General features: G+C 53.3%; 18 protein-coding genes. 17 read left to right on the top strand and 1 reads right to left on the bottom strand.

Annotated elements, in window-relative coordinates:
* Positions 1 to 95: 95 nt before the first annotated feature.
* From ACR64Q_RS22365 to gpsA, 3 genes are read left to right on the top strand one after another with little or no spacing between them, the layout of a single operon-like run.
* Complete coding sequence (locus tag ACR64Q_RS22365) at positions 96 to 386, top strand: rhodanese-like domain-containing protein (protein ID WP_313733189.1); 291 nt, start codon at positions 96 to 98, stop codon at positions 384 to 386.
* A gap of 33 nt (positions 387 to 419) precedes the next feature.
* Positions 420 to 893, top strand: a complete 474-nt coding sequence (gene secB / locus ACR64Q_RS22360) for a protein-export chaperone SecB (RefSeq protein WP_020483753.1) — start codon at positions 420 to 422, stop codon at positions 891 to 893.
* Between the two features lie 5 nt (positions 894 to 898).
* On the top strand, positions 899 to 1900 hold the full coding sequence (gpsA, locus tag ACR64Q_RS22355) for an NAD(P)H-dependent glycerol-3-phosphate dehydrogenase (RefSeq protein ID WP_026602985.1): 1002 nt from the start codon (positions 899 to 901) through the stop codon (positions 1898 to 1900).
* 179 nt (positions 1901 to 2079) lie between these two features.
* On the opposite strand, the gene ACR64Q_RS22350 is transcribed toward gpsA, so the two are convergent.
* Complete coding sequence (locus ACR64Q_RS22350; protein WP_197027037.1) at positions 2080 to 2340, bottom strand: hypothetical protein; 261 nt, start codon at positions 2338 to 2340, stop codon at positions 2080 to 2082.
* Between ACR64Q_RS22350 and mraZ the strand changes: the two genes are divergently transcribed.
* Genes mraZ through ACR64Q_RS22280 form a run of 14 tightly spaced genes read left to right on the top strand, consistent with a single transcriptional unit; the run spans position 2294 to position 17160 of the window.
* Positions 2294 to 2761: a division/cell wall cluster transcriptional repressor MraZ gene (gene mraZ / locus ACR64Q_RS22345; RefSeq protein ID WP_026147052.1), complete on the top strand. Its 468-nt coding sequence runs from the start codon at positions 2294 to 2296 to the stop codon at positions 2759 to 2761. The two genes, ACR64Q_RS22350 and mraZ, sit on opposite strands and share 47 nt — an antisense overlap.
* Before the next feature lie 5 nt (positions 2762 to 2766).
* Entirely contained in the window at positions 2767 to 3696 is a 930-nt protein-coding gene (rsmH, locus tag ACR64Q_RS22340; RefSeq protein WP_313735054.1) for a 16S rRNA (cytosine(1402)-N(4))-methyltransferase RsmH, read from the top strand.
* Positions 3696 to 3968, top strand: a complete 273-nt coding sequence (gene ftsL / locus ACR64Q_RS22335) for a cell division protein FtsL (protein WP_020483757.1) — start codon at positions 3696 to 3698, stop codon at positions 3966 to 3968. The genes rsmH and ftsL overlap by 1 nt, the downstream gene beginning before the upstream one ends.
* Positions 3969 to 5696 (top strand): peptidoglycan D,D-transpeptidase FtsI family protein, encoded by a 1728-nt coding sequence (locus ACR64Q_RS22330; protein WP_020483758.1) that lies wholly within the window; start codon positions 3969 to 3971, stop codon positions 5694 to 5696. It begins immediately after the preceding gene.
* Complete coding sequence (locus ACR64Q_RS22325) at positions 5693 to 7144, top strand: UDP-N-acetylmuramoyl-L-alanyl-D-glutamate--2,6-diaminopimelate ligase (protein WP_313733188.1); 1452 nt, start codon at positions 5693 to 5695, stop codon at positions 7142 to 7144. The genes ACR64Q_RS22330 and ACR64Q_RS22325 overlap by 4 nt, the downstream gene beginning before the upstream one ends.
* On the top strand, positions 7141 to 8505 hold the full coding sequence (locus ACR64Q_RS22320) for a UDP-N-acetylmuramoyl-tripeptide--D-alanyl-D-alanine ligase (protein WP_313733187.1): 1365 nt from the start codon (positions 7141 to 7143) through the stop codon (positions 8503 to 8505). The genes ACR64Q_RS22325 and ACR64Q_RS22320 overlap by 4 nt, the downstream gene beginning before the upstream one ends.
* The gene (gene mraY / locus ACR64Q_RS22315; RefSeq protein ID WP_313733186.1) at positions 8505 to 9587 is read left to right on the top strand and encodes a phospho-N-acetylmuramoyl-pentapeptide-transferase; all 1083 of its coding nucleotides are present in this window, start codon (positions 8505 to 8507) and stop codon (positions 9585 to 9587) included. The genes ACR64Q_RS22320 and mraY overlap by 1 nt, the downstream gene beginning before the upstream one ends.
* A gap of 2 nt (positions 9588 to 9589) precedes the next feature.
* Positions 9590 to 10960, top strand: a complete 1371-nt coding sequence (gene murD / locus ACR64Q_RS22310) for a UDP-N-acetylmuramoyl-L-alanine--D-glutamate ligase (RefSeq protein WP_313733185.1) — start codon at positions 9590 to 9592, stop codon at positions 10958 to 10960.
* Positions 10954 to 12120, top strand: coding sequence for a putative lipid II flippase FtsW (ftsW, locus tag ACR64Q_RS22305; protein WP_313733184.1), 1167 nt, complete (start codon positions 10954 to 10956; stop codon positions 12118 to 12120). The genes murD and ftsW overlap by 7 nt, the downstream gene beginning before the upstream one ends.
* Positions 12117 to 13181, top strand: a complete 1065-nt coding sequence (murG, locus tag ACR64Q_RS22300; RefSeq protein ID WP_313733183.1) for an undecaprenyldiphospho-muramoylpentapeptide beta-N-acetylglucosaminyltransferase — start codon at positions 12117 to 12119, stop codon at positions 13179 to 13181. The genes ftsW and murG overlap by 4 nt, the downstream gene beginning before the upstream one ends.
* Positions 13178 to 14605 (top strand): UDP-N-acetylmuramate--L-alanine ligase, encoded by a 1428-nt coding sequence (gene murC, locus ACR64Q_RS22295; protein ID WP_313733182.1) that lies wholly within the window; start codon positions 13178 to 13180, stop codon positions 14603 to 14605. The genes murG and murC overlap by 4 nt, the downstream gene beginning before the upstream one ends.
* Positions 14605 to 15483: a UDP-N-acetylmuramate dehydrogenase gene (murB, locus tag ACR64Q_RS22290; RefSeq protein ID WP_313733181.1), complete on the top strand. Its 879-nt coding sequence runs from the start codon at positions 14605 to 14607 to the stop codon at positions 15481 to 15483. The genes murC and murB overlap by 1 nt, the downstream gene beginning before the upstream one ends.
* Positions 15480 to 16430, top strand: a complete 951-nt coding sequence (locus tag ACR64Q_RS22285) for a D-alanine--D-alanine ligase (protein WP_026602974.1) — start codon at positions 15480 to 15482, stop codon at positions 16428 to 16430. The genes murB and ACR64Q_RS22285 overlap by 4 nt, the downstream gene beginning before the upstream one ends.
* A complete protein-coding gene (locus ACR64Q_RS22280; protein WP_026602973.1) occupies positions 16417 to 17160 on the top strand; it encodes a cell division protein FtsQ/DivIB in 744 nt (247 codons plus the stop codon). The genes ACR64Q_RS22285 and ACR64Q_RS22280 overlap by 14 nt, the downstream gene beginning before the upstream one ends.
* The last annotated feature ends 4 nt before the right edge of the window (positions 17161 to 17164 follow it).

The following is a 17164-nucleotide window of genomic DNA, read 5'->3' as shown; positions in this document are numbered from 1 at the left end:
CGCTGGTATGCGTTATTTTCTTACTAATCCAGGACTTGCTCGCGAACTCATTCAATAAGTACGAAAGCATTTCTCCACTGATAGCCGTAACCAAAATGAACAGCGACGATGTCGTTGTGCTTGACGTCCGGGAAACCAACGAATTCGTCAAAAGCCACATCGAAAATGCGATCAATATTCCCTTAGGCAAATTAGAAGAACAAATTGGCTCTTTGGAAAAGCATAAAAATCATCCGATGATCGTTACCTGCCAGACTGGCGCCCGCTCCGTAGCCGCTTGCAAAACGCTCACCAAAGCCGGATTTGATAATGTATTTAATATGAGTGGCGGCATGCAATCCTGGGAAGACAACAAACTCCCCATCAAAGTCAGCAGTAAAAACTAAAGATTAATCAACCAAACCCAACAAATAATCATCATGGCCGAAATCAACACATCCAGCGAAAAGCAATTCGCGATTCAAAAGATTTATACCAAAGACATTTCTTTTGAGACCCCCAACGCTCCAAAGATATTCACCCAAAAATGGGAGCCCGCGCTGGATCTTAATCTCGGCACACACGTTCAACCCATCGAAAACTCGATGTACGAAGTATCCCTGACATTAACTGTCACCGTAAAAATAGCCGACAGCACTGCCTATTTAGTTGAAGTAAATCAATCCGGGATTTTTTCGATAGCCGGCTTCACCGAACAAGAAATGGGCCCAATGTTAGGCAGCTTTTGCCCCAACGTCTTGTTCCCGTATGCGAGAGAAGTAATTTCCGATCTTGTCAATAAAGGCGGCTTTCCTCAGTTAATCTTGGCGCCGGTCAATTTCGACGCATTGTATATGCAGCACCTGCAACAAGCACAAGCTGAACAGGAACCTGAAGCAAAAACGCTAAATTAAGCGGGATGCCACCATCAATCAGTATTCTTGGCGCCGGCTCATGGGGGACCGCTTTAGCGGTACAGGCAGCCAGAAATGGCTGCGATACCCTTTTGTGGGGCCATAATCCCAGACATATAGCCGCACTAAAGCAAACCGGCGAAAATAAACGGTATTTACCGGGCGTACATTTTCCAGAAAACCTGCAATTCACCGACAATCTTGAGGAAGCAGTGGCTTTCAGCTCGGTATTGCTTATTTCAGTCCCCAGCCACGCCTTTAGGGACTCATTGGCGCAAATCAAACCCATGCTCAGCGCAAGCTCGCGGATTGCCTGGGCCACCAAGGGTTTCGATTGCCAAGATGGCGCCTTGTTAAGCGAGGTAGCGGCACAAGTGCTGGGCGCGAATATCGAAAGCGCCGCACTCTCCGGCCCTACGTTTGCTCAAGAAGTAGCCGCCGACCTGCCAACCGCACTCACCATCGCCTCTACCTCAGAAAGCTTCGCCGCCCAACTCAGCGAACGATTGCACAACCAACGTTTTAGGATCTACACCAGCAACGATATAATTGGCGTTCAGGTAGGCGGAGCCTGCAAAAATGTTCTGGCAATCGCGGCGGGCATAGCCGACGGCCTTGGCTTTGGCGCCAATACCCGAGCCGCACTGATCACTCGCGGCCTAACCGAAATCATGCGCCTCGGCATCAAACTTGGCGGCCAAGCCGACACCTTCATGGGGCTAGCCGGACTCGGCGACCTGATTTTGACTTGTACCGACAATCAATCCAGAAACCGCCGCTTTGGCTTGGCATTAGGCCAAGGCAAAGACCAAAAATACGCTTTAAGCGAAATCAATCAGGAAGTCGAAGGCGTATCGGCCGCCCGAGAAGCGCACCGCCTATCGCAAAAATACGGCGTCGAAATGCCAATTACCGAACAAGTCTATAAGGTGTTATTCGAACATCTCCCGCCTAAACAAGCCGTCCAAAACCTGCTGACACGCGATCAAAAGCCGGAAAGTTTGTAAGCTTTGCCTTACTATTCAACGATATTGAGCCCAATGGCTCGATGGCCACTACCCAAACCCCAGTGACCACCAAACTTTTACCAAGCAAAGCCAGTCTCGCGCCAAGCGATTCAATCTGCTCACTACAACAAATCGCCTTCAAAAAAGTGAGAATTAGCACTTAATAACTGCAATCCACATCAAAAACCATCATTAACTTTTTGATAAAAATCATTTTTACCCAAAACCCTTACCCCTAGCACCCAACACACCTCAACCCTGCGTAAGTCCTTGTAGAAAAAGAAAGAATTTAATTTAAATGCCTCTTGACTAAGCCCCCTTTGAAAACTATAGTGGTGCAAAAGTGATGTAAAGTGGTTAGAAATGGATTTTTTTGGAATTTTGAGGTTCATCTTGTTTCGAGGCATAAGTTCAATCAGTTTGGATGCGAAAGGGCGCATTGCAATTCCTACCCGCTATCGGGAGGAGTTACAGGAATCCTGCGACCGCCAAATGGTTGTGACTGTTGCCGTTGACGACAAATGCGTCGGCGAGCCGGGCTGCCTATGGTTATACCCGTTACCGGAATGGGAAAAGCTCGAACAAACCATCAGCAAATTGCCGACTCTAAACAAAATGGCCGGCAAACTGCGGCGTTTTGTGATCGGTAACGCCTCGGAATGCGAAATGGACAGCCAAGGCCGCCTGCTGCTGCCGGAAACCCTGCGGGAGTTTGCCGGCATGGAAAAACATATCATGCTGGTTGGTCAGCTGAATAAGTTTGAAATCTGGAACGAAGCGGCCTGGAAGGCCAAAGAACAGGAATGGATGGACGGTAACGACACAGAGGGCCTTGAAGAACTTGGCTCGCTGTCGTTTTGACGGAGATGCCCGCCCATCAGACGGTTTTATATGAAGAGGCCTTAGCGCAACTCAACATAAAACCGGAAGGTATTTATCTGGACTGCACTTTCGGACGCGGAGGACATAGCAGCGGCATTCTGAAGTTATTGAACAGCACCGGCAGATTACTGGCGCTTGACAGAGACATGGACGCCATCGCTAGCGACGAAGCCAAACGCCTTTCGGAAGACAGCCGTTTTAGTTTACATCACGCCAGCTTTGCCGATCTGAGCGCCGTCATTGAACAGCAAGGCTATACCGACAAAGTTGACGGCATTCTGATGGATTTGGGCGTATCGTCCCCGCAACTGGACAATGCGGAACGCGGGTTCAGTTTTTTACGCGATGGTCCTTTAGACATGCGTATGGATAGCAATCACGGTCTATCGGCGGCGGATTATTTGGCACGAGTCGAGGAAAAAGAATTGGTTCGCGTGCTGTTTGAATATGGCGAAGAGCGCTTTGCCAGACGAATTGCCAACGCTGTTGTCAGCCAACGCCAACAGCAGTCGCTGCAGACCACTCTGCAATTGGCAAAATTGATCGAAAATAGCGTGCCGTTTCGCGACAAGCACAAACATCCTGCAACTCGCAGCTTCCAGGCGATCAGGATAGAGATTAATCAAGAACTCGAACAGATTAAAACCGGATTGAAACAAGCCTTGGACGTATTGGCACCGGGCGGACGTTTAGTGGTGATCGCCTTCCATTCATTGGAAGACCGCATCGTCAAACGCTTCATTCGCGACCAAGCCGGCCCGAAAACCAATCCCGGCAAGCTGCCGATTAAAGAGCAGGACATCGAACAAGGCCAGTTACGCAAAATAGGAAAGTCGATACGAGCACAACAACAGGAATTGCAACAAAACCCACGCGCACGTAGCGCGGTAATGCGAGTTGCGGAGAAACGTTAATGGCGATTGCAAGAAATATCCTGCTGACATTGCTGGTGGCGATGCTGATGATCTCCGGAATTGCCGTGATTTACAGTAAATACCAATCGCGACTGCTGTTTATCGACATTCAGAAAAAAGAAAAGGAACTCGACGATTACGAAGTGGAATGGGGTCGGCTACAACTGGAATTGACGACGCTCACCGAAGAAAACCGGGTTGAAATCGAAGCAAGGACGCGGCTGATGCTGACTTTGCCGGCCCAAGACAAAATTATTTATATAAAGCCGTAAATGCGAATTGCCACCGGCGCGGGCACTATACCGCGCCAAAATACAGATTTTGTGATCCGGCGCAGATTGCTGCTTTCGGTGATGTTGTTGGCCATGTTGGCCTTGGTGGGCCGCGCGGTATACCTGCAAATTCTCGATAAAGAATTCCTGCAGGACAAAGGCGATATGCAGCACGTCGGCGTGGTTTCGGTTTCGGCTTATCGCGGGCAGATTAAGGATAGGAACGGCGAACCGCTGGCGATCAGCACTCCGGTGCAGTCAATTTGGGTCAATCCGCGCCAACTGCGAGATGCCGAACAGGACAAATTGACACCGATGGCAAAGATCCTTGGTTTTCCGGAAAAGGAACTTCGAGCCCTCTTGAAAAAGGAAAAAGACGCCAACAAGCGTTTCGTCTATTTGCGCAGACAGATTAACCCGGATATAGCCGAAAAAGTCAAAGCCCTGGAAATTACCGGTGTGTACTTCGAACGGGAGTTTAAGCGTTACTACCCGGCCGGCGCGGTATCAGGGCATTTATTGGGCTTTACCAATATCGACGACATCGGCCAGGAAGGCATAGAGCACGGCTACGAGCACATTCTGCGCGGCCAGCCCGGCAAAAAGCGCGTGATTAAGGACGGCAAAGGTCAGATCATCAAGGACGTGGAAAATATTGAAGAAGCCATCCCAGGCCGCGACCTGGTGTTGACTATCGACGAGCGTCTGCAATACCTGGCTTACCGGGAATTACAGAATGCAATGATTCAGAACAAAGCGCATTCGGCATCGCTGGTGGTGCTGGATGCCAAAAACGGCGATGTATTAGCGACTGTCAGCCAACCGGCTTTCAATCCCAATAATCGCAAAGAATTGAGCAGTAACCGCTACCGCAACCGGGCCATGGTGGACAGTTTTGAACCGGGCTCGACGGTCAAACCCTTTGTGGTGGCGGCGGCACTGGATGGCGGCTATATCAAGCCCAACGTAATGATAGAAACCCATGGTGTCTATCACTTGGGCCGCAACGTGGTTAAGGATGTGCATAACTACGGCACGATGGATTTGACCCACGTGCTGCAAAAATCCAGCAATATCGCAGTCACGCAAATCGCGATGACCATGCCGCCGGAGTATTTTTGGGGCGTATACAGCAGACTGGGCTTCGGCACCTCCGCCGGCGTCGGTTTTCCGGGAGAAGCCAGCGGCTCCTTACTGGATTATCAAGGCTGGCATGAATTCGACCAGGCGATTTTATCGTTCGGTTACGGGGTTTCCACCTCGATTTTACAATTGGCCAGAGCCTATACCGCTTTGGCGGACGACGGCATCATTCATTCCGTGGCTTTACTGAAGCGCGACGAAGATCCTGACGCCCAACGGATTTTCAAACCCGAAACCGCTAGAAAGGTTCGGGAAATGCTGGAACACGTGATCAGCAAAGAGGGCACTGCATATCAGGCCAGAGTCGAGGGTTACCGGGTAGCGGGTAAAACCGGTACCGTGAAAAAGGCCGGGGCCGGCGGTTACAGCGAAGACAAATATTTATCGGTATTTGTGGGCATGGCGCCGGCCAGCAATCCGCGTTTCATTATCGCGATTGTGGTGGACGAACCCACCACCGGCCAATATTACGGCGGTCTGGTGGCGGCACCGGCTTTCTCGAAAGTGATGGCGGGCGCATTACGAGTTTACGGTGTTGAGCCGGACGGCATGGACAATATGCATTTATTGTTGAGCAAACAATGAAACTGGCAGAACTGCTAAAGGGACTGACAGTATCGCCACCGGATTTGGAGATTAGCGGCTTGTGCTTGGATAGCCGAAACATCCGGGCCGGCGATGCGTTTATTGCGTTGAACGGTGCAGTCCAGCATGGCATTGCTCATGCGGAGCAAGCCATTGCCAACGGCGCGATAGCGGTACTTTATGACCCAAACGGTACCAATGTTAGTAGGTTTAGAGTACCAAGTTTGCCGATAGCCGACTTGACCCAAAAGCTGGGCGAGATCGCTGCAAGATTTTACGGCAACCCATCGCAAGTATTGGATGTGATCGGCGTGACCGGCACCAACGGCAAGACCACCTGCAGCCAATTAATCGCGCAGGCTTTGCCAGCGTGCGGCGTAATAGGCACATTGGGCTGGGGCGATGTTGGCAACTTGCAGCCAACCGCCAATACCACACCCGATGCACTGGCGGTGCAGCAGATGCTGAGTGAATTTGTAAAGCAAGATAAGCGTAACGCGGCGATGGAAGTATCGTCGCACGGCTTGCACCAGGGCCGGGTTAACGGGGTGAGCTTTAAAGGCGCGGTATTTACCAACTTGAGCCGTGACCATTTGGATTATCACGGCAGCATGGCGGAATACCTGCAAGCCAAACTGGCGTTGTTCAAGACACCGGGGCTGCAATTTGCGGTGGTCAATCTCGATGATCCGAGCAGCGCCGAGGTATTGCAAAGCTTGCCGAACGCAGTGCAGAGCTGGACCTACAGCGCCACCGGCCGACGTGGTACTGCTAAGGACGCCGTAAGCGCCGAACAAGTAAAACACAGTGCTGGCGGCATTGAATTCGATGTCGTCTGGCGTGAGCAAAAATGCCGGGCTACAACATCACTAGTTGGTGGCTTTAACCTGGATAACGTGCTGGCTGTGCTTTGTGTACTTCTGGCGACCGGTAGCAAATTCGAAGCCGCCGTCGCTCAGTTGGCTAAATTGAGCGCCATTGCCGGCCGCATGGAAAAATTCGGCGGCCACGGCAAGCCCACGATATTTGTGGATTATGCGCATACCCCGGACGCACTGGAAAAAGTGCTGAAAGCCGTCAAAGGCGCAAACCGGTTAAGAGTCGTGTTTGGCTGCGGCGGCGACCGTGACAAGGGCAAGCGCCCGCAGATGGGCCGGATTGCCGAAACCTGGGCGGATCAAGTTATCGTCACCGACGACAATCCGCGCGGTGAAGTACCAGCAGCAATTATTAAAGACATTTTGAGCGGCTGCCAAAGCCAAAAAATAACGGTAATTAACGATAGAACCACGGCCATAAACACAGTGATACGACAAGCAGACCCAGACGATTGCGTAGTGATAGCCGGCAAGGGCCACGAGGACTACCAAGAAATCGGCGGCGTGAAGCAGCCGTTCAGCGATAGCGCTGTCGTCATGCAAGCACTGGCGGCGTGGAGCAAACCATGAAGTTGCAACTTAGCGAGATAGCCCAAGCCGTCAACGGCAAGCTGATCGGCGAAGACAGAGAAATTCGCGCCACTGGTATCGATACCCGCACCTTACAACCCGGTGCGCTGTACATCGCCATCAAAGGCAAGAATTTCGACGGCCACAGCTTTATCGATAAGGCTGGGCAAGCCGGAGCGGCAGCGCTGTTAATTGAACAGGCCTGCGCATCGGCGTTGCCGCAAATCATCGTCACCGATACCCATTTGGCATTGGCGGAACTAGCCGGGTTTTGGCGCAAGCAATTACCTGTCAGAGTGGCCGGCGTCACCGGCAGCAACGGCAAAACCACCGTCAAGGAAATGATTGCGGCGATTTTCGCCACCCAAGGCCACACTTTATCGACTCAAGGCAATCTGAACAACGACATCGGCGTGCCGCTGACGCTGCTGAAACTGGATGATTCTCATCGCTACGCAGTGATTGAAATGGGCGCCAACCATCCCGGCGAAATTGCCTATACCAGCCGCTATGCGCAAGCCGATGTCAGCGTCATCACCAATATCGGTGCCGCCCATATCGAAGGTTTCGGCAGCATTGAAGGCGTCGCCAAAACGAAGGGCGAAATCGTCAAAAACCTCGGTGAAGATGGCGTGGCGGTATTAAATCGCGATGACACTTTTTACGATTTCTTACTGGCCATGGCCGGCAACCATCGAAGCGTGTCCTTCGGCTTGAGCCCCGCAGCAGACGTCACTGCGTTAAATATTGACACAGCCTTAGATTCGCAAGGCTTTAACACCTATTTCGAATTAAAAACCGCGACCGACACTTTACCAATCCGATTGCATCTGGCCGGCGCCCACAATGTGAAAAACGCCTTGGCCGCAGCGGCAGTAGCACTGCAATTCGGCATCAGCCTGCCAGACATCAAACAAGGCCTGGAACAACTCCAGCCGGTCACCGGCCGCATGCAACCCTTAACGGGCCGTAAGGGCAATATCGTAATCGACGATACCTATAACGCTAACCCCAACTCCTTGAAAGCCGCGTTGGACGTACTGACCGATTGCGGCAGCGAAGCTTGGGTGGCCCTGGGCGCCTTCGGCGAGCTCGGCCCGGATAGCCCGGCGATACATCGGGAAATGGGCGAATTAATCAAGGCAAAATCGGTGAAGCGTTTGTTCGCCACCGGCGCATTGGCAAAACATGCCGTTGAAGCCTTTGGCGACGGCGGCCAGTTTTTCGACGATCAAGAACAACTAATAGACACACTGACATCAGCCGTCACAGGTAAGGAAACCCTATTGGTTAAAGGCTCGCGCGCCCAGAAAATGGAAAACGTGGTGGCGGCGATGGTCAACAATTTCAGAGCAGCCTAATGTTACTTTTACTCGCGGACTTTTTAACTAGTATCGATAGCGGCTTCCGGGTCCTGCATTACCTGACTTTTCGCGCCATTTTGGGCGTACTAACCGCACTCAGTATTTCCCTGATGATCGGCCCGGCCATGATCGAAAAATTGACTCGCAAAAAAATCGGCCAAAGCGTGCGCGACGACGGTCCGCAAAGCCATTTTTCCAAATCCGGCACACCAACAATGGGCGGGGCGATGATTTTGTTCGCGGTAGCGATCAGCACCCTGCTCTGCGCCGATCTTAGCAATCGTTATGTCTGGGTGGTGTTGTTGGTAACACTGGCCCACGGTATTATCGGCTTTATCGACGATTATAAAAAAGTCCTGCTCGGGAATAGCGACGGCCTATCCGCCCGCGCCAAATATTTCTGGCAATCGCTAGTGGCGCTGGGCGCCGCCTTATATTTGTACAACACCGCCCAAGTTGCCGCGGAAACCCAGTTCATCGTGCCCTTTTTCAAGAACGTCACACTGGACATCGGTTGGGGCTATGTGGTGCTGACCTATTTTGTCATCGTCGGCTCCAGTAACGCGGTCAACCTGACCGACGGCCTCGACGGCCTGGCCATTATGCCCACCGTGATGATCGCCGCCGCCTTGGCGATTTTTGCGTATTTATCCGGCCACGTTAATTTCTCGCAATATCTGGCTATCCCGCACATCCCCAAAGCCGGCGAGCTGGTGGTATTTTGCGCGGCCCTGGTCGGTTCCGGGCTGGGCTTTTTGTGGTTTAACACCTATCCGGCCATGGTGTTCATGGGCGACGTCGGCGCGCTGGCCTTGGGCGCTGCGCTGGGTATCGTCGCGGTGCTGGTTAGACAAGAAATCGTTTTGGTCATCATGGGCGGCATTTTTGTGATGGAAACCATCTCGGTAATTATCCAGGTCGCCTCTTTCAAAACCCGCAAAAAGCGGGTGTTTTTGATGGCCCCCATTCATCATCATTACGAATTAAAAGGTTGGCCGGAGCCGCGCATCATCGTCCGTTTCTGGATTATCTCGGTCATCCTGGTGTTGATCGGTCTGGCCACGTTGAAACTGAGATAAGCATGAACACCACCGCCCTACTCAGTAATCTGGAAACCCATTTCAACTTAAATCCGGATAGCGCTCGCCTATTGATCGTAGGTCTGGGCGCTACCGGCTATTCAGCTGCGCAATTTTTGCAAAAGACGCCGATTAAATTCGCGGTGATTGACAGCCGAAAAAACCCGCCGCTGATCGACAATCTACGCGAACAGATGCCGGACGTGCCGGTGTTTTCCGGCGGTTTCGACCAATCCGCGCTGGATGTCGCCACTCACTTGCTGGTCAGCCCTGGCGTGTCTTTACACGAAGCGGCCATCCAAAAAGCCGTACAGGCGGGCGTTACCGTACTCAGCGACATCGACTTATTCGCTTGCGCCACTGATAAACCGGTTATCGCCATCACAGGCTCCAACGGCAAAAGCACCGTTACCACCATGCTGGGCGAAATGGCTAACGCCGCCGGCTTCAAAACCGCCATTGGCGGCAACCTCGGCACACCGGCTCTGGATTTGCTGCAACAGGACGCAGAACTCTACGTATTGGAATTGTCCAGCTTCCAGTTGGAGCGCACCAAAGCGTTAAACGCCAAAGTCGCCACCGTATTAAACGTCAGTCCGGATCATCTGGATCGCCATGACGGCATGGTGGGCTATGCGGCGGAAAAGCAGCGCGTGTTCCGGGGCAACGGCGTAATGGTCTTGAATGCCGACGACCCGATGGTCATGGCCATGCGCAATCCCGCCCGGCAAACATTGACTTTTTCCACGCAAACTCAAGCCGATTTTTATCTGCGTCGCGGCGAAACCGATACTTTGATGCAAGGCGAACAAGCCCTAATGGCGGCAAGTAAATTACGCCTGGAAGGTAGCCATAACATCGCCAATGCGTTGGCTGCGTTGGCCCTGGGCACGGCAGCCGGTCTAAGCATCACCAAAATGTGCGATGCGCTCAGACAATTCAAAGGCTTGCCGCATCGCATGCAAAAAGTCGCGGAAAAAGGCGGCATCAATTGGGTTAACGATTCCAAAGCCACCAACATCGGTGCGTGTATCGCCGCGTTAAACGGCTACGAGCAGAAAGTCATTTTAATTGCCGGCGGCGAAACCAAAGGCGCGGACATGAGCGAACTAGTGCCTGCCGTCACCGAAAAAACCAAGGCCGTGGTCTTGATAGGCAAAGATGCACCATTGATTGCGGAAGCTTTGAATAACTGTGTGCCTGTCCATTTCGCCGGCAATATGAAAGAAGCGGTCACCATCGCCGCCAGTTTGGCCAGCGCAGGCGACAGCGTACTGCTATCACCGGCCTGCGCCAGCCTGGATCAATACCGCAGCTATGTTGACCGCGGCAATAAATTCGCCGAAGCCGTGATGAGCCTGCCTTTATGTTGAAACCCACCGCCAAGCCCCGCGCGCAAAACCGCCTGCACATCGACCCGGTGTTGATGTTGGCGTGCTTCAGCCTGCTGGGCATCGGTTTCATGCTGGTCACCTCGTCCTCTTTGCATTTGGGCGTCAAAATGGCCGACGACATTTCGCACTACCCCTTCAAACAGCTGATTCACATCGCTTTTGGCTTGGGCTTTTCCGCCATCATTTTGAACATCCCAATGCAAAGCTGGGAAAGAATGGGACAAACCCTGTTTATCGCCGGCCTGGCTTTGTTATTGGTGGTATTGATTCCCGGTGTAGGCATCCGGGTTAACGGCAGTATCCGCTGGCTATCGATTCTGGGTTTGCGGATCCAGGTATCGGAAGTCGTGAAATTCATCTCGGTGATTTACATGGCCGGTTACGTCACCCGCCACTCGGAACATGTCCGCCGCTCCGCATTCGGCTTGGTCAAACCGTTGATGCTGTTTTCGGTCGCTTGCGTACTGTTATTGCTCGAGCCTGACTTCGGCTCCGCAGTGGTCATTCTGATCATTGCCATGGGCATGATGTTCCTGGGCGGTGCCCGTATTTCCCAGTTCATTATCTTATTGGGCCTGGTCGCTAGCTTGGCGGTGATTTTGGTGATTGAGTCGCCGTATCGATTGGCGCGGGTCACCAGTTTCATGGATCCTTGGGCCGATGCCCGGGATTCCGGATTTCAGCTGACTCAAGCCTTGATTTCCTTCGGTCGCGGCGAGTTTTTCGGCGTTGGTTTGGGTAACGGTCTGCAAAAACTTTTTTATCTGCCGGAAGCGCATACTGACTTTTTGTTCTCCGTGCTGGGTGAAGAACTCGGCCTGCTCGGCGTGCTGCTGATCATCGGCCTGTTCGCCGCCTTGGTGGTCCGCGCCTTTGCGATTGGCGAACAAGCCGAACAAGCCGGCCTGAAATTTTCTGCCTTGGCGGCATACGGCCTAGGCATTTGGTTTGGTTTCCAATCCTTCGTCAACATGGGCGTGAATATGGGCATGCTGCCCACCAAAGGCCTGACCTTGCCGCTGATGAGCTACGGCGGCGGCAGTATGATCGTCATGTGCGGCGCGATGGCGGTATTGTTTAGGATTCATTACGAAGTCACCGAACACAATAAAAGCAATGTGAAGGGGAAACACGCATGAGCGGCCGCATCGTCATCATGGCAGGCGGCACCGGCGGACACGTGTTTCCGGCACTGGCAGTTGCTCAGGAGATGCGCGAACGCGGCTGGCAAGTCAGCTGGCTGGGTACCGAGAAAGGCCTGGAAAGCCGGGTAGTGCCCGCCAACAATATCGACATAGACTGGCTGGCGGTAGCCGGTATGCGCGGTAAAGGCTTACTGTCCAAACTAGGCGCGGGTTTTAAATTGATTCAAGCCTGCCTGCAAGCACGGCGCATTCTGAAGCAACGCCAACCTAACGTGGTATTGGGCATGGGCGGTTTTGTGGCCGGACCGGGCGGATTGATGGCCAAATGGCTGGGCATCCCGCTGGTGATACACGAACAAAACCGGGTACCCGGCACCACCAACCGTTTACTGGTGAAACTTGCTGCCCGCAAAGTATTGGAAGCGTTTCCGGATAGCTTCGCCAAGTCGGTACACGCCATCTGCACCGGCAATCCGTTGAGAGATGCGTTCATTGACCTGCCTGAAAAATCCGAATGGCATCCACAAGCCGGACGCAATTTAAGGATTCTGATCCTGGGCGGTAGCCAGGGCGCTAAAGTCCTGAACGACACTGTGCCGGAGGCCTTGGCCGGATTGAGCAATCTTGACGTAAAACACCAGACCGGCAGCGCCATGCAAGCTGAAGTGGCCGAGCGTTACCGCAAACTGGGTCTGAACGCCGAAGCCTTGGCCTTTATCGAGGATATGGCCGCCACCTACCAATGGGCCGATTTGATTATTTGTCGGGCCGGCGCGATGACCGTCAGTGAAGTGGCGGCCTGCGGCTTGCCGGCGATTTTCGTGCCCTTGCTGCACGCCATCGACGATCACCAGTCCGCCAACGCCAAATATTTAACAGAAGCCGGTGCCGCATTGTTGCTGCCGCAACCCGAATTAAACGCGGACAATCTGCGTAAAACCATAGAACAAGCCATGACATCATTGACATCCATGAGCCGGGCCGCCAAAGCCAAGGCCAGACTCGCCGCAACCCAAGCGGTGGCCGATATTTGCGTTGCGGAGGCTGCCGTATGAATCGCCCCAACATCGAAAACCAAGCGCTAGGCGACATCGACAAAATCCATTTTGTCGGTATCGGCGGCACCGGCATGAGCGGCATTGCCGAAGTTCTCTCCAATCTAGGTTACACCGTGTCCGGGTCGGATATTAAAGGCTCGGCGGTTACTGATCGCCTGCAAGCCATGGGTGTGAAAGTCTACTTTGGCCACCACGCCGACAATGTGCTCGATGTCGATGTCGTCGTCACTTCCACCGCCGTCGATAGAACCAACCCGGAAATCGTCACCGCCTACGAAAACCGTATTCCGGTAATTCCGCGCGCGGAAATGCTAGCCGAGTTGATGCGCTTTCGTTTCGGCATCGCCGTCGCCGGCACCCACGGCAAAACCACCACCACCAGCCTGACCACGATGATGTTGGCAGAAGGCGGTCTGGACCCCACTTTTGTAATCGGCGGCCGTTTGAACAGCGCCGGGGCCAATGCCAAATTAGGTTTGGGCAAATATCTGGTTGCAGAAGCTGACGAAAGCGATGCGTCGTTTTTGTATTTGCAACCGATGATGGCGATTGTCACCAACATCGATCAAGACCACATGGAAACCTACGGCGGCAGCTATAGCCGTTTGAAGGATACTTTCATCAAGTTTCTGCACCAATTACCTTTCTATGGCTTGGCGGTTTTATGCAGCGACGACCCCGGCGTCTGCGCCATTTTGCCAAACATTTCCAAACCGGTGAAAACCTATGGCGTCAATGAAGACGCGGATGTGCGCGCCATCGACATCAAACAGGATGGTTTGCGTACGCATTTCACCGTGTTGCGTTGGGGCGGCCAACCACCGCTAAAAGTCACGCTGAACCTGCCGGGCTGGCACAACATGCTGAACGCCTTGGCCGCAACGACCATAGCCACCGCGCTGGGCGTTGATGATGCAGCCATAGTCAAAAGTCTGGCCGAATTCAAAGGCGTGGGCAGACGTTTTCAAATCAACGGCGATGTGGATTTCCAAGGCGGCAAGCTGACCTTGGTCGACGATTACGGCCACCATCCACGTGAACTGGCCGCCACTCTGGAAGCCTTGCGCCAAGCCTGGCCGACCCGCCGCAAGGTAGTGGTGTTTCAACCGCATCGTTATACCCGCACCCGCGACTTGTTCGAAGATTTCGTCGAAGTGTTGTCCAGCGTCGATGTATTGATTTTATTGGATGTGTACTCGGCTGGCGAAACACCGATTACCGGGGCCGACGGCAAAGCGCTGAGCCGCTCAATTCGGGTGCGCGGCCAAGTTGACCCGGTATTCGTGCAAAACCGCGAAGACTTGGCCACCATTCTGGCCGGCATCGTCGAAAAAGACGACGTGGTCTTGACCATGGGCGCGGGCAATGTCGGCCAAATCGCCGCCGAATTACCGCAACAACTGGCTGAGGCCCTAAGGTAATGGTGACCAGAGGCACTTTATTAAACAACGAGCCGCTGGCGAAATACACCAGCTGGCGGGTCGGCGGTCCAGCCCAGCACCTGTATATCCCGGAAAACAAAGCCGACCTGATCGAATTCATAGCCAGTTTGCCGGAAGGCGAACCTTTGTATTGGATGGGTTTGGGCAGCAATTTATTGGTACGCGACGGCGGCATTCGCGGCACGGTGATCAATACCCGCGGCCGTTTGAAAGAAATGTATCTGGCCGACTCCGAACGAGTTTACGTAGAAGCCGGCGTACCTTGCGCCCATGTGGCCCGCTTTTGCGCGGACTTAGGCCTGACCGGCGCCGAGTTTTTAGCCGGCATCCCAGGCACGATGGGCGGCGCGTTGAAAATGAATGCCGGAGCCTTTGGTGGCGAAACCTGGAGCATCGTCGAGAAAGTGGAAATGATTAATCCGCGCGGCGTAGTGATTCAGCGCGATCATCACGAATTTGAAGTGGCCTACCGTTCGGTGAAAGGTTTGGCCGACGAATGGTTCTTGTCGGCTCAACTGAAGTTAAGCAAAGGCAACAGCGAAGCCAGCCAGCAACACATCAAAGCCTTGCTGGAAAAACGCAATGCTTCGCAACCGACTAGTAAGCCGACTTGCGGCTCGGTATTCAAAAACCCGCCCGGCGACTACGCGGCACGCTTGATCGAAGCCTGCGGTTTGAAAGGCTTTGCGATTGGCGGCGCGGTGGTGTCGGAAAAGCATGCCAATTTTATCGAGAATCGCGGCAACGCCAGCTCTGAAGATATAGAAACCTTGATCGAACATATTCAAACTCAAGTACAAACGCAATTCGGCATCAGTCTGCAAACTGAAGTCTGCCGGGTAGGTGATAAAGCATGAAGCCATTACGCATCAAAAATGCCGCCGATTTCGGCAAAGTCGCGGTCCTGTTGGGCGGTTCGGCCGCCGAACGCGAAATATCCTTGAACAGCGGCAACGCCGTGTATCAGGCCCTGAAGGCGCAAGGTGTTGACGCGGTCGCGATAGACGTCACCGCTAGCCCAATCGATGCGTTGGCAGGCGTCAAAGCCGACAGAGTGTTCAATGTGATCCATGGTCGTGGCGGTGAAGACGGTGTCTTGCAGGCCGTCCTGCAAGTAATGGGTTTGCCGTATACCGGTTCTGGTGTGATGGCTTCGGCATTGAGTATGGACAAATTACGCACCAAGTTGTGCTGGCAAGGTCTGGGCTTGAGCACGCCGCTTTGGTTCATACTGAAAAACGAGACCGATATTGACGCCTGCATCGCCAAACTGGGATTTCCGGTGATCGTTAAACCAGCGCAGGAAGGGTCCAGCATCGGCATGAGCAAAGCCACCAACCGTGACGAACTGGTCGCCGCACTGCAATTGGCCAAGCAGTATCTATGCGACGTTTATGCCGAGCAGTGGGTGCAGGGTCAGGAATACACTGTCGGCGTGCTGGACGGCGAAGCGCTGCCGGCAATCAGATTGGAAACGCCGAATACCTTTTACGATTTCGATGCCAAGTATCGAGCTAACACCACGAAATACCACTGCCCCTGCGGCTTGAGTGCGGAGCGCGAACAACAATTACAAGCCTTGGCGGTACAAGCCTGTCAGGCATTGGACGTGAAAGGCTGGGCGCGTGTCGATGTATTTATCGACGCTAACGACCGGTCGCAACTGATCGAAGTGAATACCGTACCCGGCATGACCGACCACAGCCTAGTGCCGATGGCGGCCAAGGCGGTGGGGATTAGTTTCGAAGAATTGGTTTGGCGCATTTTGGAAACCAGCATGGCAGGTGCAGGTGAGCCGGTTTAGTGTGATCTTGATGACCGCGCTGTTGATCGGCGGCGGCTGGTGGGCTTGGCAGCAATTCGGCGCCAGCGCGCTGAGCAGCAAGCCGATCCGCTACGTCAAGATTGAAGGCGCGTTCCAATACACCAGCAAGGACAGACTGAAAGAAGTGTTGGCGCCGCAAATGAAACAAGGCTATTACCAGGCAGACATGAATGCAATTCATCAAGCGATTAAAGCCCTGCCCTTGGTGGATAAGGTCGATGTAAAGCGGGTGTGGCCGGATGCGGTGCATATAAAAATTACCGAGCAAAAGCCGGTGGTGCGCTGGGGCAAATCGGCACTGCTGAACAAACAGGGCGATTTGCTGGTACCGGACAATATCGACGAATTTAAAAATTTACCGCTGATTACCGGCCCGGACGGCCAGGAAAAGAAACTGTTGGAGATTATGAAAGGCGTCTACATCGTCTTGAAGGATAAATCGATGCAGCTCGCCGAGTTTCACGTCAACGAACGACGAGCCTGGCGGATCAAGTTAGCCAGCGGCATGGAAATGCAGTTGGGCAGAAAGGCGCCGCTGGAAAATATGCAGCGCTTTCTAAGAACCATGGATTTATTGGGTGAGGAACAGCTAGCCATGATAGCGAGCGTGGATACCCGATACCCGAACGGCTTTGCAGTGACCTGGAAACCGGAAGTCACCAACATCGATTGGAAAGCAATCGTGGAAAAAAACAAAAACCTGATTTAAACGC

The sequence above is a fragment of the Methylomonas sp. 2F7 genome, from assembly GCF_057126975.1.
Note: the sequence above shows the minus strand (reverse complement) of the source record. Positions and strands in the feature narration are given on the sequence as shown.